General features: G+C 63.3%; 15 protein-coding genes. 7 read left to right on the top strand and 8 right to left on the bottom strand.

Annotation, left to right across the window (positions count from 1 at the left end):
- Positions 1-216 precede the first annotated feature (216 nt).
- Together K1X71_14635 and K1X71_14630 are read left to right on the top strand one after the other, a co-directional pair.
- Positions 217-534 (top strand): Dabb family protein, encoded by a 318-nt coding sequence (locus K1X71_14635; GenBank protein ID MBX7074380.1) that lies wholly within the window; start codon positions 217-219, stop codon positions 532-534.
- 245 nt (positions 535-779) lie between these two features.
- Positions 780-1322 (top strand): hypothetical protein, encoded by a 543-nt coding sequence (locus K1X71_14630; protein MBX7074379.1) that lies wholly within the window; start codon positions 780-782, stop codon positions 1320-1322.
- 61 nt (positions 1323-1383) lie between these two features.
- Here the strand turns inward: K1X71_14630 and K1X71_14625 are convergent, their stop codons facing one another.
- Positions 1384-2169, bottom strand: coding sequence for a hypothetical protein (locus K1X71_14625; protein ID MBX7074378.1), 786 nt, complete (start codon positions 2167-2169; stop codon positions 1384-1386).
- Positions 2170-3066: 897 nt separating this feature from the next.
- Here K1X71_14625 and K1X71_14620 point away from each other — a divergent pair.
- The 3 genes from K1X71_14620 (at position 3067) to K1X71_14610 (ending at position 8066) form a co-directional block, all read left to right on the top strand.
- Positions 3067-4665 carry a B12-binding domain-containing radical SAM protein gene (locus K1X71_14620; GenBank protein ID MBX7074377.1) on the top strand — a complete coding sequence of 533 codons (1599 nt, stop codon included), beginning with the start codon at positions 3067-3069 and terminating at the stop codon, positions 4663-4665.
- Positions 4666-4826: 161 nt separating this feature from the next.
- Complete coding sequence (locus K1X71_14615; protein MBX7074376.1) at positions 4827-6461, top strand: serine/threonine protein kinase; 1635 nt, start codon at positions 4827-4829, stop codon at positions 6459-6461.
- Positions 6462-6701: 240 nt separating this feature from the next.
- On the top strand, positions 6702-8066 hold the full coding sequence (locus K1X71_14610) for a DUF1598 domain-containing protein (protein ID MBX7074375.1): 1365 nt from the start codon (positions 6702-6704) through the stop codon (positions 8064-8066).
- 49 nt (positions 8067-8115) lie between these two features.
- Here K1X71_14610 and K1X71_14605 read toward each other — a convergent pair whose 3' ends face one another.
- A complete protein-coding gene (locus tag K1X71_14605; GenBank protein ID MBX7074374.1) occupies positions 8116-8562 on the bottom strand; it encodes a DUF393 domain-containing protein in 447 nt (148 codons plus the stop codon).
- A 327-nt stretch (positions 8563-8889) separates the two neighbouring features.
- Between K1X71_14605 and K1X71_14600 the strand changes: the two genes are divergently transcribed.
- Positions 8890-10524 carry a hypothetical protein gene (locus K1X71_14600; protein MBX7074373.1) on the top strand — a complete coding sequence of 545 codons (1635 nt, stop codon included), beginning with the start codon at positions 8890-8892 and terminating at the stop codon, positions 10522-10524.
- Positions 10525-10660: 136 nt separating this feature from the next.
- Here K1X71_14600 and hemW read toward each other — a convergent pair whose 3' ends face one another.
- The 3 genes from hemW to K1X71_14585 are packed head-to-tail and all read right to left on the bottom strand — an operon-like array spanning position 10661 to position 13661.
- On the bottom strand, positions 10661-11809 hold the full coding sequence (gene hemW / locus K1X71_14595) for a radical SAM family heme chaperone HemW (protein MBX7074372.1): 1149 nt from the start codon (positions 11807-11809) through the stop codon (positions 10661-10663).
- Positions 11810-11850: 41 nt separating this feature from the next.
- A complete protein-coding gene (locus tag K1X71_14590; GenBank protein MBX7074371.1) occupies positions 11851-12792 on the bottom strand; it encodes an amidohydrolase in 942 nt (313 codons plus the stop codon).
- A 29-nt stretch (positions 12793-12821) separates the two neighbouring features.
- Positions 12822-13661 (bottom strand): metal-dependent hydrolase, encoded by an 840-nt coding sequence (locus tag K1X71_14585; GenBank protein ID MBX7074370.1) that lies wholly within the window; start codon positions 13659-13661, stop codon positions 12822-12824.
- A 177-nt stretch (positions 13662-13838) separates the two neighbouring features.
- Here K1X71_14585 and K1X71_14580 point away from each other — a divergent pair, with 177 nt between their 5' ends.
- Entirely contained in the window at positions 13839-15236 is a 1398-nt protein-coding gene (locus K1X71_14580) for a hypothetical protein (protein ID MBX7074369.1), read from the top strand.
- 20 nt (positions 15237-15256) lie between these two features.
- On the opposite strand, the gene K1X71_14575 is transcribed toward K1X71_14580, so the two are convergent.
- The 3 genes from K1X71_14575 to K1X71_14565 are packed head-to-tail and all read right to left on the bottom strand — an operon-like array spanning position 15257 to position 22574.
- Complete coding sequence (locus K1X71_14575) at positions 15257-16750, bottom strand: hypothetical protein (GenBank protein ID MBX7074368.1); 1494 nt, start codon at positions 16748-16750, stop codon at positions 15257-15259.
- A 2-nt stretch (positions 16751-16752) separates the two neighbouring features.
- Entirely contained in the window at positions 16753-19197 is a 2445-nt protein-coding gene (locus tag K1X71_14570) for a hypothetical protein (protein ID MBX7074367.1), read from the bottom strand.
- Entirely contained in the window at positions 19194-22574 is a 3381-nt protein-coding gene (locus K1X71_14565; GenBank protein ID MBX7074366.1) for a protein kinase, read from the bottom strand. The genes K1X71_14570 and K1X71_14565 overlap by 4 nt, the downstream gene beginning before the upstream one ends.
- Between the last annotated feature and the right edge of the window lie 14 nt (positions 22575-22588).

Raw genomic sequence — 22588 nt, 5'->3', positions numbered from 1 at the left:
CGCCGCGCGAACGTGCCGGCTGGAGAATGACAGGTGGCGGCGGGGCAACGCGCGTTGCCGGATGTCAACAGCCGAAGATGTCGGCTGGTGACAATTGGGGCGATGCGGGTAGGGTTCGTGCGGGAGATGCCGGCGCGCAGTATATTGCCGTTTCTGAACCGCGCGGCCGCGAGTCGGCGCAGTGAAACCATCGCATCAGCGGAGTAAGATCGCGCTATGCCACAGATTAAGCATGTGGTGCTGCTGAAGATTCGGCGGGATGTAACGCCAGAATTGCTGGCCGAGGTCATGGCCGAGTTGGGGGAATTGCGCCGCGTGATCCCCGGCATATTGGATTTTTCTTGGGGGGCCAACAACAGCCAAGAAGGGCTGCATCAAGGCTTCACTCATGGATTTGTGATGACTTTCGCGGATTTGGCCGCGGTGAGCGCGTACATGCCCCACCCGGAGCATGAACGCGTGAAAGGCCGAATTGTGCCGCTGTTGGAAGGGGGCCTGGCTGGCGCGCTGATCGTGGATTGGGAAGTCGCCTGAATCGACGGGTCGAGCGACTCGCGCGGGACTTTTCAGAGCACTGCGCAGGGGCAATCAAACCGCGGGTCGCGCCAATCCGCAAGCAAAGGGGCGTACGCGCGACGTACTGGCTGTGCTGCTGCTAGCGACGGTTGTATCGATTCTGTGGATTTTCGCCAAAAGTCGGTCGATAAACCCTTGGGGTATGCCTCGCAGGCGTCGACGCGACGCCTCGTCAACGCGGTCGATGAGAAAGGAGCGGCGCCATGAGACGCCTGATTCTGTTGGCTCTCATGATGGTCACGCTGACCAGTTCCACGGGCTGCGGCGTGCTGCGTGAAATCCTCTGCATGACGTTCACACGTCGGCACTGCGGCATTTTTCCGCTCCGCAATTGCCTGCCCGACTGCGCCTGCGAAAGCGGCTGCGGCGAGATGTATTACGGCGTTTTGAGCGATCCGCCCGCTTGCCACGATCCATGCGATGGCTGCGGCAACTGGACGGGATCGCAGACAGGCTACCCGGGCTATCTGCCACACGGCGGCTACGCTGGCTACGCGGGGCAGCCGACGCCGGCCGACGGCGTGGTGTCGCGAGGCCATGCTCCGGCCGAGCGGATGGCGTCGATGGGCCGCGCGCCGAGCGACTCGGAAATGAACTTGCCGCCTGGCGCCAAGGTGATCCACCGCGAGGACCGGGTGGTGAGCGAAGGGCAATCGACGCCCGCGCAACCGGTCAAGAGTCGACACGTGCCGACGCGCACCACGCGACATGTGCATCGCAACTCGCCGCGCATGGCGCAGCGCTAGTTCTGGATTGCCGAGTTGGCGAACCACTCGCGGCATCCAGCAAACCACACGCCCTACGCGGCTAATTTCGCCGTGAGAACGCGACGAAGCCAACGGCCAGCGCCGCGGCGATCATGAGGCGGAATGTGGAGGGTTCTGGCACGGCGGCCATGTCGGCGCGGATTGCGCGGGCAAATTGATCGGCCATCCAATTGTAGCCAGCGCCGGCGCGATCGGTTCCCCACAGATGCACATGACCCGGTGTGGCGCCATCGTCGCTATACCAATTTTGGTAGCCGGTTTGATTTTGGATTCGCCGATTCAGATCGAGCAACGCGAAGCCATGTTCTAGCGCCTGCGACTTGAGCCAGGGATTGAACTGCGAGTCGAGCAGCGCGTCGGCGGCGGCGTATTTGTCGTCTGTGGGGTTGTCGAGCACCGGTATATTGGTGGCGACGATGACTTTGGGGCGCCGACCGCGAGAATTGGTCGCAGTCGCCAGGCGATCGAAGACGCTGCTGATATCGGCGGTGAACTGGTCGAAGCGATTTTGGAACGCATCGTTCACACCGAGCATGAACAACACGATATCAGGATCGCTGGCGAGGGCATCGGCCACGAAATCATGAGCCACCGGTGGGCTGGCGTGTGGATCTTCAACTTGCCCTGTATAGGTGGCGGAGGTGGCGCCCCCCGACGCTACGGCGGAGACATCGGCGGTAATGCCGCGCGCAGCGAGCGCGGCGGCGAGCCGAGGCGAATAGTTTTTGGTTTGAGAGTCGCCAGTGGCGACTACACGGAGCGGGGCCGCCAATGACGGCTGAGCGGCACAGACCAATAGCGCAACAACCAAACAATGCAAACGCATGATGAAACTGCTTTCGAAAACACTGAATCCCCTGTCGACTTGGCGAGAGAGCGGCCTAAGTTCGGATTCAGTAGCAGTTCCGTTGCGAGAGAATGGATGTGCCCGCTCGTATTATTCAATTTTCCGGCTGGTTCATCAACCGGAAATCAAGCGGATGGTCAAAGAATAGCCACGCCCAAGTGAGTAGTTGCTTCGCCTGCTAACATTAAGACGCAATCGCGTCGGCGCGGCATTGATTCGCCCCCGTTTTGCGCAATGTGATCCGAAGCGTTCGTTGACGAAAACCGTATGACTCGCGGCGCCGGCATCGAGAGCGTCATGAATCAAACGGTGGGAAACTACCGCACAAACCGCCGCCGCGTCTGCAACGATCGACAGCCGCGCAAAAAAAGCGCCCAGACAAACGGGACAAGGCGGGGCAGGACCTTATCACACATTCGCCCGGGCGCATGCCCGTGAATATCGAATTGATGGATTCTGCGGGAATCCGCTGTTGTGCTTTTTGGCATGCCGTCATTCACGGCAAGGAGGGATTCTAAGTGTTCCATCGGCGGTTGCAATCTCCCTAGCCGCCATGCGAAGGGCGAAAAACTCGCACGTCGTTTGAAAGTCTGGAGTTGGGTATTCAGGAGTTTTTTGACGGCAGTGTAGTAGAAATCGCCTGTTTTCCCACAAAAGGGGGGCAAAATTCTTGACTATGGGCGGTTCAGACAACTACGCTGCACCTTGCGCCGATAGAGGCGCACGATTTGAGCCAATTGTGACGAGTTGGGCTCCCGCCCCCTCCCTGGCCCCGCGGAGGGGACGGAGACCAGCTAGTCGCTCGTCCGTCGGCGAGTTCTCGCCCTCGAATTGAAAAAAATCACGCGCAGTCTGTAGCTCTGGGGGAATAGCCGCATGTTGGACAACCTGCTGACCATCATCGAGCCATCGTCCGCATCGGTGGCGCCGGTCAATCGTCACGTCACCGTTATTCGCCCGGCGATGCTCTCGTCGACCGGAACCTGGAGCAATCCGGTGACGCCCCCCCTGGGATTGGCGTATTTGTGCGCGACCTTGGAGTCGGCCGGGCACCGAGTTCACGCAGTGGACGGCATCGGGGAACGGGTGGATCAGTTCATCGAGGAGGAGGGCTACCTGTTTCAGGGACTGACGATCCAGGAGACAGTGGAGCGGATCCCGGCCGAGACCGATTTGATCGGCGTGTCGTGCATGTTCTCGCAAGACTGGCCTTTTTGCCGCGAGTTGATCCGGGCCATTCGCATGCGCTTTCCGTCGACGCCGATCGTGGCCGGGGGAGAGCATATTACCGCGTTACCGGAGTACAGTCTGCGTGACTGCGACGAGCTGGATATTTGCGTGCTGGGAGAAGGGGAAGAGACGATCGTCGAGTTGGCGAACCATGTGGGGCATTGGGACCACTTGCTCGAGGTGAACGGGATTGCCTACATCGAAGCGGGGCAGTTCAAGCAGACGGCCCCGCGCCAACGCATTCAGGAAGTGGACGACGTGCCGCTGCCGGCGTGGGACTATTTTCCGATGGAGGAGTATCTCGGCAGCCGCAACGCGCATGGCGTTTATCTCGGGCGCAGCATGGGCATCTTGGCCACGCGTGGCTGTCCTTATAAGTGCACGTTTTGCTCAAATCCGGTGATGTACGGCAAGCTTTGGATTCATCGTTCGCCCGAGAAGGTGGTGGACGAAATTGAGCACTACGTGAAGAAGTATCAGGCCACGAACATCGACTTCTACGATCTGACGATGATCATCAAGAAGTCTTGGATTTTGGAGTTTTGCCGCTTGTTGGAAGAACGCGGGCTGAAGATCACCTGGCAGTTGCCGACGGGCACGCGTAGCGAAGTGATCGACGACGAGGTGAGCGCCGCGCTGTATCGCACCGGCTGCCGCAACGTGACGTACGCTCCGGAAAGCGGTTCGGTCGAGACACTTAAGCTGATAAAAAAGCAGGTCGATCTCGACAAGCTGACCACCTCGGCGCGGGCGGCGATCCGCAACAACATCCACGTTAAGGTGAACTTGATCATTGGCTTCCCGCACGAGACGCGCAAGCATGTGCTGGCCACGGTATGGTTTGCCTGGAAGCTGGCTTGGCTGGGGGTGCATGACGCGGCGATCTTTTTGTTCTCGCCGTATCCTGGAAGCAAGTTGTTCGACGAGTTGCGCGAAGAAGGCAAGATCGGCGAATTGAACGAGGATTATTTCCGCTCGCTGGTGGCGTTCATGGATCCGTTTGCGCCGAGCGAGTACTGCCGCCATGTGCGTGGCCGCGAGCTGGCGTTTTGGCGGCTATTTGGCATGGCTTCGTTTTTTGGCCTGTCGTACTTGTTCCGGCCGATTCGATTCATCCGCTTGATCAAGAACGTCATCAAGAACGAAAGCGAAACCGTGCTGGAGCAGCGACTAGGCGCGCTGGTGCATCGCCCCAAGGCGCTGCATGCCACCAAGGGGCGTGTGCTACAACCGGCGCATGCGTAGCTTGGCTTGATCAGAGTTAGCGAGTCGTCGACCGCGACCGCGCTGTTCTCAGGCGGCTAGCCGAATGTGGTTGGGCCGAGCGATCCGAAACGATTGATAGAACGCCGCGCGACACGGCCTTTCCGTGCGGCGCGTTTTGCCGTCACCCATAGAACGGCGCTATGAAACTCGACGCGCCCGCGATCTCGAATCCTCCCGCAGCGCGAAATGCCGCCAAGCCGGCTGAGACTCCTGCCCCTGGCATGCGGCCGTCTCGGCGAGTGACGATTGTCGAGGGGGCGGGGCGACGGTTATCGGATCAAACGCGGCTTTTGCTGCGCGCCCGATTGCGGCTGGTGAGCGTGGTGATCTTCGTGGGCGCCATGCTATTTCTCATCTGGGGAGTGGTGACGGGCAACTTTCCGCTGACGACGCCGCGCGGCTATCTGTCGTGGCTGCATTTGGCCATGATTGGAACCACGGCCTGGGCGGGAGTTGAATTGTGGCGGCCGCGGCTCATGAGCTGGCGTGGCCTGCGGACCGCCGAGATTGGCTTGTTTGGCATGCCTGCTCTGCTGATTTTGGGGGCGCAGTACGTGCAGATGACCGATCCTGGGCGCATCACCCAGGTGCGGATCAGTTCGGGCGCCTGGTCGGCGTTGATCTTCACCTATGCGATGTTCGTGCCGAATCCCTGGCGGCGCGCGGCGCGGATCATCGGCACGATGGCGCTGGCTCCCATCGTGTTGGCGATCATAGCGCACCGGCAGGCGGCAGGCGGCGCGTCGCGATTTTGGGAAGAACTGAGCGGCAACGGTTTGTTGCTGGTCTTGGTGGCGGGTGTGGCGACTTACGGCACGCATGTGATCAACGCGCTGCGACGGCAAGCGTTTGAGGCGCGGCAATTGGGCCAGTACCGATTGCGCGAATTATTGGGCTCTGGAGGCATGGGCGATGTCTGGCTGGCGGAGCATCAATTGCTCAAACGACCGTGCGCCATCAAGTTGATCGATGCCGGCAAATCGGCGGACCCCCGGGCACAGAGCCGTTTTGAGCGCGAGGTGCGCGCCACGGCGCGGCTGTCGCATTGGAACACGGTGGAGATCTTTGACTACGGGCGGACGGATGAAGGCACGTTTTATTACGTGATGGAGTATCTGCCAGGGTTGTCGCTCATGGAGATTGTAGAGACGCACGGTCCGCTGCCTGCGGAACGCGCGATCTACTTGTTGCGGCAGGCGTGTTGCGGCTTGCGCGAGGCGCATGCGCAAGGTTTGATTCATCGCGACATCAAGCCGAGCAACATGATTGCGGCGTTCCGAGGCGGCTTGTACGACGTGGTGAAGGTGGTCGACTTTGGATTGGTGGAGTTGATGAGCGATCCGGTGGCGACCTGGAACGCCGACGAGTTGTTCGCGGGGTCGCCCTATTTTGTCTCGCCCGAACAGGCGCTTGGCGGAGCGGCTTCTGACGCGCGCAACGACATTTATTCTCTCGGGGCGGTGGCCTACTATCTGGTGACCGGCCGGCCGCCGTTTGAGGGGACCAAGCCAATCAAGATCGTGATCGCGCACGCGCACGACCCGGTGACGCCGCCGCGACAGATCAGGCCGGAACTGCCGGCCGATCTGGACGCGGTGATCCTCCGCTGTCTGGCCAAGGATCCGGCCGACCGTTTTCAGACCGTGGGAGATTTGGAGGCGGCGCTGGGCGCATGCGGGGTGGCCGCGGCTTGGACCGACCAATCGGCCGAGGCGTGGTGGCAGAAACACGAGCCGGAAGCGGTTCGCAAGGCAGAGGCGTTAGGACTGGCATAGCCGGACCGATCGAATAGCTGGAGACCGCAGAGGCAACGCGGTTTCCTTGCCTTGCCTATCTTGCCTAATTAAGATCGATTCTTGGTTCTCGGGGCGAGCCTTTCCATTTGCCCAATCTCACGCTCCCATCGCTCGTTTAACCGGCCAGGATGAAATTTGTCTTGCGCCGGCGACCCTGGGTGGGAGCGTACCGGAGCTTTTCGCGATCTGATCGCGATTCTTGATAAGGAACAGTGCGGTATGCGGTTGGCACGGCGTAAATGGTTGGTGTTGGCGGCGTTGTTGGCCGGTTGGTTTGGCGCCGAGCGTGACGCGGCGGCGCAGCAAGTGGCTGGCGTGCATGTCGATGCAGAAGGCGTGCTGAAGCTACAGGTACACAATGATCCGACGGGCGAACTGAATCGGCAGCGACTGGCTCAAGGGGGCGCGGCGCTAACGACGGAAGCCGCGGAGGCGAGTCCGCTGCGCAAGATCTCGTTGCGGCAACTAGAGCAAGCAGTCGCCGCGCGGATTGCGGCCGGCCAGCAGTTGACCGACGAGATGCGCTATTTGGGCGGCCTTACACGGCTGCAATACGTCTTTTACTATCCCGAGTCGAAGGACATTGTCATTGCCGGACCGGCGGGGCCTTGGGCTCAGGATTTGTCGGGGCGGGTGGTGAGCGTTTCGACGGGGCGGCCAGTGCTGCAACTCGAAGACCTGGTAGTGGCGCTACGCGCCTACGCGCCCGGCGTGAAGAACAAAAAGCCGATCGGCTGCTCGATTGACCCGACGCGCGAGGGGCAAGAGCGGTTGCAACAGTTCTTGCAGCAAGCGTATGGCAATGTCACTCCGGCAGACGAGGCCGCGTTGGTCGATGGCATTCGCACCAACCTGGGCATGCAGACCGTGACGGTGTATGGCGTGCCAAACAAGTCGCACTTCGCCACGGTGATGGTGGAGGCCGATTACCGCATGAAGTTGATTGGCCTCGGAGTCGAGCGGCCACCCATTCCGTTGACAAGCTATATCGAAAAGGCGCGGGCTGGCAGCTTGGGCCGCAATGGAATGGTGCGGTGGTTTTTTGTGCCCGACTACGAATGCGTGCGCGTCAGCGACGATGGGCTGGCGATGGAACTGGTGGGGGATGGGGTGAAACTGGTGGGTGAAAGCGAACTGGTCGACAGCGACGGCACGCGCCACCGATCGACCCATGTGGACAAGGCGAGCCAAATGTTCGCGTTGGGATTCACCAAGAAGTATCCGCAGCTTGCCGAGCGTTCGCCGGTGTACGCGCAACTGCGCGACGTGATCGATATGGCGGTGGCGGCGGCGTACGTGCAGCAAGAGGACCTGTACGGCAAGGCTGGCTGGGATCTGGGCGTCTTTGCGAGCGAGGAGAAGTTTCCGGTGGAAACGCATGCTGCGCCGACGCAAGTAGAGACCGTGGTCACATCGGTTTGGAAGGGAAGCCAACTCGTGACGCCGCTGGGCGGCGGCGTGGTGCTACATCCCAAACGAGCGCTTGAATCCGATAATCTGCTGGCCGACGACAAGCAAACGCTGCGGGACTCGCGGCAAAAGGCGCAGGTCGAGTTGGCCGCTGGCCAATGGTGGTGGGATTAGTAAGCGCCCGGGCCTGTTTTGGGCCGCTGCCACTGCCGCGTGACCTTGTCTACCCGCGGCCATGTAGATGACATGTGCCGCCATCGCACGACTCGACGCGGCCAAATCGGTAGCGTCGATTGGCGATTTGGCGATAAAGCCATTGCCAAAGCGACATCGTGCCCGGCAGGTGCAACAGGGGCGCTAGCCACCAAAGTCGCGGCAATCGTCGCGAGAGATGGCGGATGGCCTCGGCGCCATGGTGGCGACGACCTTGCTGGTCGACCACGTACATTTCCTGCATCAGCCGCTCGTGGGAAAGATCGGGATAGCGGCGCGACACTTCGGGATCGTGCAACGAGAGATAGGCGAGTCGGCCGGCGGGGTCGAGACGTGCCAGGCGCTCGATCTGCGCAGTGCAGATGCGGCAATGCCCGTCGTAGATCACGACGTCGGCGTTTGGCCGCTGGTCGAGGCTGGGGAGCAGCGTGGGTTGTGCGGCGACCGTGGCGGACACGCGATAACCTGGTGTAGCTCTACAAGCAGCGGAGTCGCCGCCGCTGGCAGCGAGCGATCAGCGGCTTGCGCCCCTCAGGGCTTGGCTCTTCCACGGAGCGATATAGGCAAGCATAGCAGTTGGGACGCGTTCGGCCACGCCAGTTGGCGACCGTGGAGTTCGCGGGACAGGCGACGAAGTCGTGGCCGTCTGGCGATCGCAATGGAGGATGTGTACGTTTGTGCGCGCTGGTAAAATTAGGTGGCCGGCACTGCGGTTAAGTCGGTAAAGTCATAGAGGCAAGGCAGCGGCCGTAGTAAGGGCGGGGCGGGCAAGGAGTCGGCGACTGTGGATCAACTGCAGCGACAAGTGCGGCGGGCGTATTTTCGGCTGATGGTCGAGCGTTGGCTGTTGGCCCTGACCTGGGCGCTGACTGGCGGCCTGTTGGTGGCGGCGCTGGTGATCTTGGTGGACAAGCGCTGGCCGCTGGGCGTGTCGGCGTATGTCTGGCTGGGCGCTGGCGCGACATTGGGACTGGTGACCGCGTTTTGCTGGACCCTATACACGCGGCGCGGCGCGCTCGACGCGGCGATGGAGATCGATCGCCGCTTTGGTCTCAAAGAGCGCGTATCGACGGCGCTGGCGTTGTCGGCGGCCGATCGCGAGACTGCGGCCGGACGCGCCCTGATGAACGACGCCATGCGGCGGGCAGGCGCGGTGGACATCGCCGAACGGTTCCGCTGGTCGCTCAATCGTTGGTCGCTGTTGCCATTGGCGCCGGCGACGATCGCGATGCTGGTGGCGCTGTTCGTGCTGTCGCTGGCGCCGCAGCAACAGGCAGCGGCTAGCACCACGCCGGTCGCGGCCAAAAAGCAGGTGCAAACATCGATCAAGCAACTCGACAGAAAACTGGCTGAACGGCGCGAGCAGGCCAAAAAGGAAGGACTCAAGGACGCCGAGGATTTGTTTCAAAAACTGGAACAGGCCACGCAGCGCGATTTGCAGAAGCCGGCGAACATGGACAAGAAGCAGGCGTTGACCAAGCTGAACGACCTTTCGCAGGAGCTGGAGGAGCGGCGCAACAAGCTGGCGGGGTCGGAGTCGCTCAAACAGCAACTCAACAACATGAAGAACCTGGATCGCGGCCCGGCGGACAAGTTCGCGCAGGCGCTAAAGCAAGGCGACTTGAAGCAGGCGATTCAGGAGTTGGAGAAACTCAAGAAGGAATTGGCCGCCGGCAAGTTGGACGAGAAAGCTCGCGAGCAATTGACTAAGCAACTAGAGCAAATGCGCGAGAAGCTTGAGCAAATGGCGGAGGCGCGGGAGCAGGCCAAGGAGCGTTTGAAGCAACGAATCGCCGAGAAGCGCGCGGCGGGCAAGCAGGGAGAGGCCGACCAGTTGCAGCGCGAGTTGGACGAGTTGAACCAGCAGCAGAGTCAACAAAAGCAAATGCAGAAGTTGGCGCAAAAACTCGGTCAGTGCGCACAGTGCATGAAGCAGGGGGACGCCGAAGGGGCGGGCAAGCAGTTGAGCGACATGCAGTCGGATCTGGAGGACCTGCAGTCCGAGATGGCCGAGGCGGAGTTGCTGGACCAGGCGATGAACGAAATCGATCAGGCCAAGGATTCGATGAACTGCAAGAAGTGCGGCGGCATGGGCTGCGGCCATTGCCAGGGTAAAGGTATGCGTCCCGGCGAGGGATTAGGACGCGGCCGTGGACAGGGTCCCCGCCCAGAGCAACAAGAGAAGACCAACGCCTACGACACGGCGGTGAAGCAAAAGACGGGGCGCGGCGCGGCGCAGATCGTCGATTTTGTCGACGGCCCCAATATCAAGGGCGGGGTACAGCAAGAGATCGCCACGCAGTTTGAGGAGGCCAAGAGCGAAGCGGCCGATCCGCTGACCGGCCAACGACTGCCGCGCGACAGCCAGAGCCACGCGAAGGAGTATTTCGACGCGCTGCGCGAAGGGCGTTCGGAATAGAAACGAAGGTCGGCCACAGCGATATCCCAAGCATCGCCGGTTCCAGAACGGCCGTTGTCGACGTGGCGCCTGCCTCCGTTTTGACCCTCAACCTGCCGTTCTGCAGCGTACCGAGGTGTGCGTTCTGAAGGGTGCGCTAGCGGCGCAAAAAGTCGGGCCAGATGGCGTCGCTGACGAATAGCCCCTCGCGGGTGAGTTGGAGCCGGTCGCCAGCGTGTCGCAACGTGCCCAACTCCAGATGTCGCCGTAGGGCGTCGCCGCCGAGCGCTGCGACGGTGTAGCCAGTGTCCTGCGCAAACTCGCGCGGGTCGATTCCGGCGATGCGGCGGAGCGCGAACACCAGCAATTCGCGGGCGCGATCCTCGGCGGACAGGGTTTCTGACTCGGCGACTGGCGACTGGCCGGCGAGCACGCGGTTCATCCAGGTGGAGACGCTGCGATGATTTACCTCGCGGCGGCCGCCGACATAGCGGGCCGCGCCGGGCCCGGCGGCAAAGTACTCGCCGCCCGACCAGTAGGTTTCGTTGTGGCGGCAGCGATGCCCGGGCCGCGCGAAGTTGGAAACTTCGTAGTGTTCAAAGCCGGCGGCGCCGAGACGATCGATGGCGTAGGCGTACATGTCGCGCCAGGTTTCGTCGTCGGTTTCGATCAGTTCGCCCCGTTGGCGTCGGCTCCAATAGCGCGTGCCGCGCTCGAAGGTGAGCCCATAGGTGGAGATGTGATGGGGCGCCAGTTCCACGGCCTGCGCGATATCGCGCTGCCAGGCAGCAAGGGATTCGCTCGGCGCGGCAAAGATGAGGTCGAGCGCGACGGAGGCAAAACGCTCGTGGGCCAATTGCATGGCGCGGCGGATGTCGGGACCGGAGTGATCGCGCTCCAACAGTCGCAACTTGGCGGCGTCGAAAGATTGCGCGCCAAGGCTCAGTCGGGTGACTCCGTGTTCGGCCAGCAGGGCGACGCGCTGGGGGGTGATGTCGCATGGGTTGGCCTCGACGCTGAACTCGCCCGCGGGCGCCAAGGGAAACCAGCGCTGCGCCAGTTGCAGAAGCCGAGCCAACTGGGCCGGCGGCAGATGGGTGGGCGTGCCACCGCCAAAGAAGAGGGTTTCGACCAGTTGGGCACGTTCCAGGCGACTCAGTTCTTGTTCTAGCGCGGCGAGATAGCGGTCGATCCAGCCGTCGCGGCCGGCGACGAGCGTGAAGTTGCAATAGCCGCAGCGATGCCGACAGAAGGGCACATGGATGTAGGCGGCGCGCGGCGGAGGCAAGGGTTGAGGTTCGCTCATGGCGCGGCTCGGCAGCGACAGCGAGCTAGACTCATCGCCATTCACGCGGGAGCCAGCAGGAGCCGGCGCGCGTTGTCGCGGAAGATTTTGGCTGCGACATCGGCAGGGAGTTCGATCTGGCGAAACAATTCCAGTTGCGGAACGTCTTGGCCCGGAGATAAAAAATCGGTGCCGAACATCAGTCGATCGGCGCGGCGGATGAGGAACTCGCGTCCAAAGTCGAGGTCGCGACTGATGGCGCCGGCGCCACTGCCGGCGGAAAGGTCGCCATAGAGATTGGGATAGTGATCCATGAGGCGGTCAATCGCCCCGCCAGGGGCTACGGCGCCGCGGGGGTAGCCCGCTAGATCGGCGGCCGAGACGCCACCGCCGATGGAGGCCCACCAGCCCGGCCCGTGCCCCATGAGGATGGTTTGCGGGCATTGTTTGAGCACGCGCTCCAGGCCGGGGAGCCCTGGCTGGTCTGTGTTGCGCTGCTCGTCGAGATGGAACAGCACGGGGAGCCCGACTTCGCCGCAGGCCGCGAAGACCTGCAAATTGCGCGGGTCGTCGATGGGGATGCCGGGCTTGTGCTCGCCGAAGCCGCGTGCGCCGGCGTCTTGGTATTTTTTGAGCATGGCGACCAGGCCCTGCTTGCCGCCAGAAAATGAGGCGCGCGGATCGACCGCGCAGAAGGGAATCAGGCGGTCGCGGTAGGGCTTGGTCTGCGCCAGGACAAAGTCGGACGTGAGCGGAAAGCTGCTAGCCTCGGGCGAAACCAAGGGGAGCACCACTGCCTGCGCGATGTCGGACGCGTCCATCCAGCGAAGCAGTTCTTCGGCCGAGAGGGGCTGCGTGCTGTTCCACGTTTGCCCGAGGTGGGTGTGGACGTCGACATAGCGGCCAGCCGGCGCCGAATCTTGATCGGCGCGAATCCGTGGCGATGCGCCCATGGCAGCGCCGGCGGCAAGCACGCCTTTTTGGAACGCGCGGCGCGTGAGCAAAAACTGGTTGGCCATCGTGATGGGCGGTGTTAGAGCCAGAGATGCAAGCGGCCGTCGATCAGGTCGGGGAGGCCTTTTTCTATCCAGGAGCGAATCTCCCGTTGATGATACCGCGTGCTGAAGTGCGACGCGATGATCAGCTCGTTGCGAAAGCGATCGCGACGTTCGACGAAGTCGTGCAGGTGCATGTGGCCGAACTTGTGAATCTTTTCCTTGCGATGTCCCGGTGCGACGAAGGTGAGTTCCGTGATCAACACCTCGGCCTCGAACATGGCGGGATTATTGTCGAGCCCTTCGGGCGCGCTATCGCCGATATAGGCTAAGCGCGGCATGCGAGTTTCGCCGGTGACTTCGACGCCGGAAAATTTCAAATCGCGAATCTGCTCGCCCGCCAGACCGTGAAACTCGGGCTTGAGCTTGTGGCGGCGCTCCCAAACAATGAAACCGAGCGAAGGGACGGTGTGTTTGGTGGGGACGACGGTAACGACCAGCTCGCGGCTGAGATCGATCTCGTCGCCGGGCTTGGTGGGGACCAGATTGCACGGCAACCGTCCGCGATCGAGCCGAGTGAAATGCTTTAAGATGCGCTGAACGCTGTCGATGGCGTGCTCTGGCAGATAGATGGTGGGGGGCTCCATCTTCATCATGCGGCGGCGAGCGACATAAACCGGCAGCGCGGCGAGATGGTCGAGGTGCGTGTGGGAGACGAACCAGTTTTCTGTGCCCATGAACGACCAGGGCTGGGCGCCAAGATCGAAACCGAGCTTGAACTCTGGCACGCGCCAGTAGGTTTGCACCGCGGCGCGCGAGTAGCCTTCGATCGTCAGGCCCTTGTGCGTAATCGTTTTGACGGGCGCGTTATGGACCATGGACCTGGCACGGGGAGGAAGTGGGAAACCAACCAGTGTAGAGAAGCTGTGTTTCTGGACAACCGCCGCGAGACAAAGTTCGGCGCCGCGCGAGTTGAATCGAGCGCTAAGGCATGGTGAACTAGCTCTTTTCGGGCCAAGCAATTTGGCCCGCCACTGTCCTGGGGAACTTTGCTCATGCCGCAAGACTTGCTGCCGCGACGGACCGTTTTGAAGGGCTCGGTATTGACGGCTGGCCTGGCGCTGGCGAACCCCTGGCCGGCTCGCGCGCGGGCCGGGAGCGGCGAGTTTGCTTTGGCGCCATTTGTGGCGGACGTGACCATTCCGATCGGGCATCCGTGCATGGGGGGAGGCATCCAGGCCGCGGCGCGCGTTGACGACCCGTTGAGCGCCTGCGGCGTAGTGCTGCTGGGGGGCAGGCAGCCAGTGGTGCTGGTGGCCGTGGACTGGTGCGAGATTCGGAACGAGGCGTTTGACCGCTGGCGCGAAGCGCTGGCCGAAGCGGCGCAGACATCGCCCGATTGTGTGCTGGTCAGTTCGGTGCATCAGCACGATGCGCCGGTGGCCGACCTGGCTGCGCAGCGCTTGTTGGAGGCGTCGGGCGCGGGAGCGAGCGTGTGCGACCTGTCGTTTCATGAGCGGGCCGTGCAAGCGACTCGCCGGGCGCTGAGTGAAGCGCTTAAAGCGCCCAGGCGCGTGACGCATCTGGGCGTCGGCCAGGCGGAGGTTCGAGACGTGGCCTCGAATCGCCGCTATCACTTGCCCGACGGTTCGCTGCGGTTCGATCGCACCAGCGCTTGCCGCGATGCGGTGGCGCGGAACGCGGAACTAGGAACGATAGATCCGTGGTTAAAGACGATCAGCTTTTGGGATGGCGACGCGCCGGTGGCGGCGATCAGCGCGTACGCCACGCACCCGATGAGCTACTACGGACAGGGGGGCATCTCTTGCGACTTTGTGGGGCTGGCGCGCAATCGGCGACAAAGCGAAACGGGCGTGCATCAGATTTATCTATCGGGCGCGAGTGGCAACGTGACCGCTGGGCGACACAACGACGGAGCACCGGAAAATAGGGCCGTATTGACCGGGCGGATGCATGCGGCGATGAGCAAGGCCTGGGATACGACGCAGCGGCAACCATTGGAGCAGATTGAATTGTCGCACACGCCGCTGCGGCTAGAGCCGCGCGACACGGCCGGCTTTACGGTGGAGGACCTGCAGCGGCGACTCAAGGAGGGGCCGCGCCCGTTTGATCGCTGTCTGGCCGCGATGGGTTTGGCATGGCGTGCCCGCGCCGATGCGGGGCATACGCTTGATATGCCGGTGCTCGATTTGGGGGGCGCGCGGCTGGTGCTGCTGCCGGGAGAGTCGTACGTGGAGTATCAACTCAAGGCACAGTCGCTAGCGCCCGACGCGTTTGTCGTGAGCGCGGGCTACGGCGAATGCGCCACGGGCTATGTGCCGATCGAGCGCGCCTGGCAGGAAGGAGACGGCAACCTGGGGGATTGGTGCTGGGTGGCACAGGGAAGCGAAGCGGCGATGAACGCGGCGCTGGCGAAGGCGCTATCGGCGTGAGAATGGCGACGGATAACGGTTCACTTAGTTTTGGACGTGGCCTGCGCGGCCGCGGCGCCTGTCGCGGGCATAGGTTGCGGAGGGGTTACGGCGGGCGGCGCCGTGGCTGGCGGCGGCCCGCCGCGACGAGCCTGATCTAGCTCCAACTCGGCGCGATTCACTTCCGCCGGATCGAGGTATTGGCCAATCAGTTCGCGGGCCTGCGAGAACATGCGCTCGATCTTGCGCTGGACCGAGGGATCGTCGGAGCGCGCCTTTTGCTGACGCTGGTCGAGCGCCAACAGGAACTGTTGTTGACTGTCGAGGCGGCGCAACTGGTCCATGAGCTTGTCGGCCTCGTCGAGTTCGCCTTGGTCGATTCGCAGTTTGAGTCGAGCCAACATCACTTGCCGCCGCACGACGGCGTCGACCAGTCGTTCTTGCAGCCCGAGAATGAAGCCTTCGGCGCGGAGTCGTGGATCGTCGTCGGCGAGGCACGCCGTGACGCTTGGCAACACGCCGGGGGCCACCGGCAGGCGGGCCAGGACTTCGTTGCCATGCTTGACCAGCAGCAAGCGGAGCGGATCGGGGCCGGGTGGGATTTCGAGCGAGCCGGATCGATTGGTGTAGCCCATGAGCGTGGTTTCTGGCTGGCCGGGGCGCAGCGCGTAGATTTCGTAGCCATAGAGTGGCTTGGCATCCGCGCTGCGCGCGGCGAGAACCAGCCGCGTCGATCCGCTGACATTGCCAACAGCCAGGGCCCAGAGTTGCACGCGTCCGCGGCGCTTGCCGGCCAGCGGGCTGCGCAGACCGGTATAAACGCGGGCGGGGCCTTTGCCGTCTTGGAGCGACTCGACGATCAGGTAGGTCCAATCAATGAGTTGTGTCTTGCGAGTGGCGCCGTCGCGGTCGACGACGCGAATGATGGGGCGGGCGAGCAGACCGGGCTGGACGAAGGCCAGCGATGGATCGCGCGGTGGCAACGCGCCGGCGCGCCAGCGAAGTTGCGCCAAGTCCTGCTCAGTCGATTCGACCCCGGCAAGCGGACGAAAAACGGCCAGCAGCGATTGAAAGGCGACTTCGCCCAGGGCGCGCTCATCCGGTGTACTCTGCTGGAGCACAGCGCTCCACGATTCGGTCGGCACATCCAGCTCGCGAACGCTCCAGCGCCAATCGCCGGCGGCGCCGGCCAGTGTGGCGAGCAGCAATTTGTCTGGCTCGCGCCAACCGGCGGGAAGCGCGTCGATTTGCACAGCAGCCAAGTCTTGGAGCATGGCGGTACGCAAGGGCTCGGCGGCAGATGTTATTTCGAGCGACCAACGGGCGCCGATGTAGGCTTCGACCTGTTCGGTGACGCGGCGGGATAAGGTTTCGCTGGCGCGGGCCGGGGCATCGCCGGCCTCAACGGCGACGAGCAGGCGGACGCGATAGGGATCGAACTCGATCAACGACTGGGCGCGCAGCGGAGCAGCCGTGCTGGCGAAGGCGAGCAGCGCCAGCGCGCGAATCCAAGTTATGCCTGCGGCGGCGCGCATCGTTAATCGGCTTCTGGGAGATCGACCTGAGTTTGCCAGGCGGTAATGTTTTGGTACAGCGACGCGGGGCGCTCGCCGATGCCGGAGATCGTGCGGCGATAGACGAAGAATTCAGGCAATTGGTAGAGGGAAATCAGCGACACCTCGGTGGCGACGGCTTCGTGAATTTCGAACAGCGCCTCGCGCGCCGCGCGCCAATCGGTGGCCAGGGCAAGGCGCCCGAGCGCCGCGCGCAGGTAGGGGCTCGAAGGGGGCATCAGGGCGTCGTCGCCAAAAAGTCGAAAGACGTCGACCAGCGGCTCCTCCATTTGCAGCTCGACGTAGAGCAGGTCGTAGTCGTCATTTGGGGGCGCTGACTGGCCGGCGGGAAGCTCGATCAATTCGATCGGGATCTTCACGAGCGCGAGTTGACGCTGGATCGTGCGGCACGCGAGGCGCGCCACCTCGTCGCCGGGGTGGACCAGTTTGAGCGGGGGGCACTTTGGTTCGTTCTTCGTGTCGGCGGTTGGGGGAGCGTCAGGTGGCGCCGAGTCGGCAGGGGGCTCCGCCGGCGCGGCGGGATTTGATTCAACTGGCGTGGACTCGACCGGTTTTGTCTCGTCGGTTTTTGTCTCTTCTGGTGTTGGCCCAGCTTTTTCGAGCTTCTTTTGGTTTTCGGCCACTTCCAACAGGGCGACCGAGGCCAGCATCATCGACACGCGGGGCTCGTAGGCGCGCGGCTCAATGGCGTTGTCGTGGGCGTAGCCAGTGGGCAGGGGGCCGGTGGCGACGACGGCATCTTCCAGTTCCTTGCCGCGCAATAGCTGCACGTTGAGGATCGACTCGCGATGAATTCCGAAGGCGAGGGCGCGGCGAAAGGCGCGGTTGGCGAGCAGCGGCTTGTTGAGATTGGGGGCTAGACAATGGATGGTTGGGGCCGCATAGCGCTGGACGGTGACGCCTGGGATGGCGCGAGCCGATTCGAGTTCCCAAGGGGGTAGGCGATCGATGGCGGCGATTTCGTGTCGCTCCAAGGCGCGCAGCGCGTCGTGCGCGCGGTCGAATCGCCGCTCGGAGACTTCACGCGGCGACTGCGCCGCGCGTGGCAATTGGGCCGCAGCTAGATAATCGACTTGCTGGTCGCTGGCGGGTCCCAGGGTGAAGGGGCCCAGCAGCGCGGCGGGTTGCACGTCGGTGGGGGGCAGCAGCGGCGCGCGAAACAGAGACTCAGGATGGGGATGCGCCTGGCGCAGGCGAATATGAACAGTTTGCGCGTCGGGCGTATCGACACGTTCGACTAGTTCTCGCCAAGGGGCGGTTGCGTCGGAGCCAGCGGTCTTGAGCAAAGTGCGGGCGATGTCGGCGCTAGTCACCGGCGCGGCGGAGGGCCAATGAATGTCGCCGCGCAAGAGGAAGCTGACGCGCAGGCCGAGGTCGCCTTTTTCGACGGCGCCGAACGGGCTGACGTACACGCCTCCTTCGGCGCCAGGGCCGGTGTACTCGGTTAGCTCGTATTGCAGCAAGCGGCGAGCGCGACGGGCCGGCCAATTGTCGAGCCGGTCGCGCGGAGCGACGAGCGGACCGGTGACGCCGACCACCAGCACCGGATATCTGCTGTGTAGTTCGGTAAGCAATTCGCGTGCTTCGTTTAAGGCCGGCCAGATGGCCAGCGCCGCGCGGGCCTGATCGTGCGCCGCGCGCAGTTGGCCGACGGCAAGCTGCTGCCGCGCCGTGGCTAGCCGCTCCCCAGCGCGTGCGGTGAGCTTTTGCCGCAAGCGGGCAACGGCGGGTTCGCGCGGATACGCTTTTTCCAGTTGCTCGACCAATAGGTGAGCCGAGGCGTGATCGCCTTGCTCCAGACGGGCATCGATCAGCTTTTCGGTGACAAGCGCGATTGCCCGATCGAGATTAGGGAACTTGGGATTGCGCTGGTGAAGTTGGCGCAAAAGGACCAGCACGTAGTCGAACTGTCCGCGCCGTTGCCAGGCCTGGGCGTCTTGGTACAGGTATCGTTGCATCGCCTCTTCGAGGCCGGGCATGTTGGGATAATTGCGTTCGAGATAGTCGAAATAATCGTACGCGCCGTCGATGTCTCCCGAAGAAGACAAACGCACGGCCTCGGCGAGGATCATCTGCTCAAAGAACTGCACCTGCTGAATGTCGCGCCAGAGGACCTCGTAGTCCTCGCCGGGACGATCGATGAGGCACACGCGCAGCTTGTCGCTGGGCTTGGGCTTTTGCGGAACTTGGCGCTGGGGCAGGCTGGCGGGCTCGGTCTGGATGACCGAACCATCTTTGAGGGTGATCTGATCGTGCGGCGTTTGCTCGAACAGTCGCTGCGGCGCTTCCGCGGGTTGCCCCTGTGCCCTAGTCAGGAGGAAGACCACAAGCGCCATCGCCATGCACAGCGCAGGTGGCCATGTGCCGAATGGAAGCGAGCGCGGGTTGTACGTTGATGTTGCGTTCATTGCGAGGCGCTGGCGGCGGCCGGTTCGGCTGCGGTTGAGGCTGGCGGGAGATCGGTCTCCCAATAGACGTCGCCCGATTGCAGGGCCATTGCCGAAAGGGTGATGGCCTGGCTGCCCGCCTTGCGGCGCAAGTGGAACACCACTTCGTTTTGGGCGGTCATGGGCTCGAGGAAGGAGTCGCCTTGATTGCGGACCGCCATCGACACAAGTCGCCCGGCGGCGAGTTGAATATCGTAGCCAGTGAGTTGGTCGCCGCCCGACCACAAGCGACCTGGCCGCGCCACAAAGACGCGCGAGCGTCGTTGGCCATCGGTGGCTGGGGCGAGCACCGGAGGCCCGAGCGGTTGTGGCTGGTCGGGGTTGGCGACTTCGAAGGCGTACACGGCGCCGCGGTCGGTGACGACGAAGAGTTGTCGGCCGACTAACTGTGGCATCGTCTGGACATGTCCGTTGAGCGGTACCTGGGCGATTTCTTTGATTTCCAAACCTTGATCGTTGGTCAGCAGGACGCGAAGGCGCGAGCGGTCGGCCAGATGATTTTCGGCAACGAAGAGATAGCGACTGACGACCAGGGGGGGCACGACGATGGTGCCGGGATCATGCCCAAGATAGAACACCTCGTCGCAGGTGGCGGCTGCGGTTGACAGGGCAAACAGGCTGGCATGCCCGCCGATCTGATAGAGTCTGCCGCTGGTGGCATCGATGGCTGGCCCGACGCCGAGTGTCTGAGGGAGCGTAAAGACGACGGTGCGCTCGCCCGATTCCAGATCGAAGCCGGCGAGCCGCCCATCGGCGGTGGCCGCCCAGGCGTGCTTGCCGCCGATAAGCGGTGGGGCGACCGCTGTCGCTACCAGGGGACCGCGCCAGCGAAGCTGACCATCACGCGGGGCGACGCGCCAGAGTTCGTGGCGATTGGCGTCGATCAACAGGGCGTCGGCATCGGCCTGCGACGACACACTCACGGGGGCGAAGGCGCCATCGGCGCCAACACCGCGCTGCCAGAGTATGCTGCCGGTGGTGGCATCGACGCCAATCGCATGGCCGGCGGCGAAGGCGTATACCACTTGCCCCTCGACACCGGGGGCTGTCTTGCCAGTGGAATTTGCTGGCGGACTGATGATCGCGGCGGCGGGTTCGGTGGTTTCGGCGGCGCGCGGCGCGCGATCGATCTGCACGGCGCTTTGCTCCGCCTTGGCGACTTTGAGGACCGCTTGTCGCAGCGTGGGGTCGTCGGCCAGGTCGGGATAGTCGCGCAATAACTGTTTGCGCTGCGCGTAACCGGCAGCGGTGTCGCCTTGGGCAGTGGCGGCCTTCACGGCTGCGACGGCCTTGGTCAGAGCGGCGCCGCGGGCCACGTCGCGGGTGGTCAGTTCCAGCGAGTGTTCGATTTCCTTGACGCGCTGCGCGGGACGAAACTCGGGGGGGACATGCTGATCGAGGAGTTGCAAGGCTTCTTGAGCGCCGGCAACAAGCTGAGGATCTTTTTGGCGCTGCGCCTGGTCGGCCAGTCCCTTGGCCAGATGGGACAAGATAGAACCGAGTTCATCCTTGGCGTTGGCAACGGCCGGTTCGCTGGCGATTTGGTTGAGGCGAGCTTTGGTAGTGGCCAGCGATTTCGACCAGTCGCCCGTCTCGGCGCCGGCGCGGCGCATCTCGGCGAGCGCGGCGTACACTTTGGCGCGCGAGGCTTCTGGATGGCGCGAGTTGCCTTCCAAAAACTGCTTGTAGATATCGATCGCCTGCGTGAAAGAGCCCGCCTTGTAGGCGTCGTCGGCGGCCTTGAGCAGGTTGTCGCCGCTGCGTCGCCAATTGGTCCAGGTAAGCGCGACCGCGGCCACGATGAGCAACAAGAGGGCGCCGCCGCCGACCAGCAGCAACGGGGAGTCCCATGCATTGCGTTTGCGCAGCGGACGCAACGTGCGCGGCTCGCGCAGGGGCGCAGCCTGCTTGCGGCGCGGCTGGGCGAACAGTTCCTCCACCGGATCGGCGGCGTCGGTCGCAAGCAGCGCGTCGTCGTCGATTGGTTCTACAATGCGCAGGGGCGCGGCTGGTTTGCCGATGGGCGCGGTGGGGAGCGGAGGCAGTTGCGGCTTGGGCGCGTCCGGCTTAGGGGGTTCCCAAGCGACGGGCGCCGGATCTCCATCGAGTGGCGCCAGTTCCAGCACGTCGCCGGTCAGCGTGGGGCGCGGCTTGGAGGGCTTTTCCTCACGCGCCGGAGATATGGAGCAATCGCGAAAGAACTCGGCCAAGCTGGTATCGGCGTCGGGTTCAATGGCCGAGGCGGCCATGCCGCCCGGTTCGCCAAGTGGCTGGCTAAACAGCTCCAGCGACTGCTGATCGCCGTTGGTAGACGCGGCGAACGGTGTGAGGGCGGCTACCAGATCGGCGGGGGTTTGAAAGCGAGTTGCCGGATCGCGGGCGAGCATTTTGGCGACGAGGGCTTCTAGCTCGGCGGGGGCATCGGCGCGCAGCGAACGCAGCAAGGGCGCATCGTGGCTGCTGCGGGCCATCAGCTTTTCCATCGTGTTGTCGCCGCTGTAGGGCAACCTGCCGGTAAGCAGTTTGAACAGGGCGCAGCCCAGGCTGAAGATGTCGGCGCGGATGTCGGCGGTCTTGAAGCTTTGGGCCGCCTCGGGGGCGATGTAATCGGGGGTGCCGATGGTTTGTCCGAGCCGCGTGAGGCCCCCTTCCTCGTGCGATTCGCTGATAAAGCGGGCCAGTCCGAGGTCAAGAATTTTAAGCACGGGGCGGCTGGTTTCGGCGTTCCAGGAAATGAGCAGATTGACGGGCTTGATGTCGCGATGCACCAAGCCTTGTCGATGGGCATAGGAGAGCCCCTGGGCCGCCTGCATTGCGCATTCGCAGGCCGCGGCGATGGGGAACGGACCAATCGCGCGCAGCCAGGTGTTGAGGTCTTTGCCGTCGACGAACTCCATGACGAGAAAGTGCGTATTGCCGACGGCATCGGCGTCGAAGGCGGTGATGATATTGGGATGGTTGAGCGCGGCGGCCGTTTTGACTTCGCGATTGAAGCGAGCGACGGCGTGCGGGTTGTCGAGCAAGGCGCGCGACATGACTTTTAGCGCGACGATGCGATCCATGACCGCATGCCGCGCCTTGAAGACGACGCCCATGCCGCCTTGGCCGATGCGATCGAGGAGTTTGTAGCGACCCAGGTAGAAGGCGCGCCGCCCGGCCAGCAACTGGTTGGCCTGCCAGAGCGAGAGATGATCGCGGTCGATGAGATACTTGGCAATGGTGCGGGGATCGACCTTGCCGCCCGCATCGTCGACGCGCTTGCGCAGCTTGGCGAGCAGCTCGGGGGTGATGAGACTGCTGTCGGCGAGGGCGTAGAGTAGGTCGTCGGCAGTGAGCATGCGCGGCGCTTGGT

It is taken from the genome of Pirellulales bacterium (genome assembly GCA_019694455.1).
Taxonomy (GTDB): domain Bacteria; phylum Planctomycetota; class Planctomycetia; order Pirellulales; family JAEUIK01; genus JAIBBY01.
Note: the sequence above shows the minus strand (reverse complement) of the source record. Positions and strands in the feature narration are given on the sequence as shown.